Below are 398 nucleotides of genomic sequence, written 5' to 3'. Positions count from 1 at the left end.
ATATGAGCCAGACGCTCGCCGCGGATGTTATGCTGGGCGATATACTTTTTCATCCCCGCCAGCGCCAGCGCGCCGGAAGGCTCCGCCACCGCCCGCACATCTTCGAACAGATCCTTCATCGCCGCGCAGATAGCATCGCTATCGACGGTGATGATATCGTCCAGATACTCCTGGCATAAACGGAACGTTTCATCGCCGATGCGTTTGACCGCCACGCCTTCGGCAAACAAGCCGACGCGCGGCAGATCCACCGGATGGCCTGCGTCCAGCGCCGCCTTCAGGCAAGCAGAATCTTCCGCCTCCACCGCGATCACTTTGATCTGCGGCATCAGCTGCTTGATCAGCACCGCCACGCCCGCTGCCAGACCGCCGCCGCCCACCGGGACGAATACGCGGTC

General features: G+C 62.3%; 1 protein-coding gene. It reads right to left on the bottom strand.

Annotated features, from left to right (window positions below):
- Positions 1–353: pyridoxal-phosphate dependent enzyme (locus FJV41_RS56410; RefSeq protein ID WP_368773795.1), on the bottom strand; the 353-nt coding region annotated here is incomplete at its 3' end.
- Positions 354–398 lie beyond the last annotated feature (45 nt).

The sequence above is a fragment of the Myxococcus llanfairpwllgwyngyllgogerychwyrndrobwllllantysiliogogogochensis genome (assembly GCF_006636215.1).
In the GTDB taxonomy this organism is placed as follows: domain Bacteria; phylum Myxococcota; class Myxococcia; order Myxococcales; family Myxococcaceae; genus Myxococcus; species Myxococcus llanfairpwllgwyngyllgogerychwyrndrobwllllantysiliogogogochensis.
The sequence above is the reverse complement of the archived record's forward strand: the minus strand, read 5'-3'. Positions and strand labels throughout refer to the sequence as shown.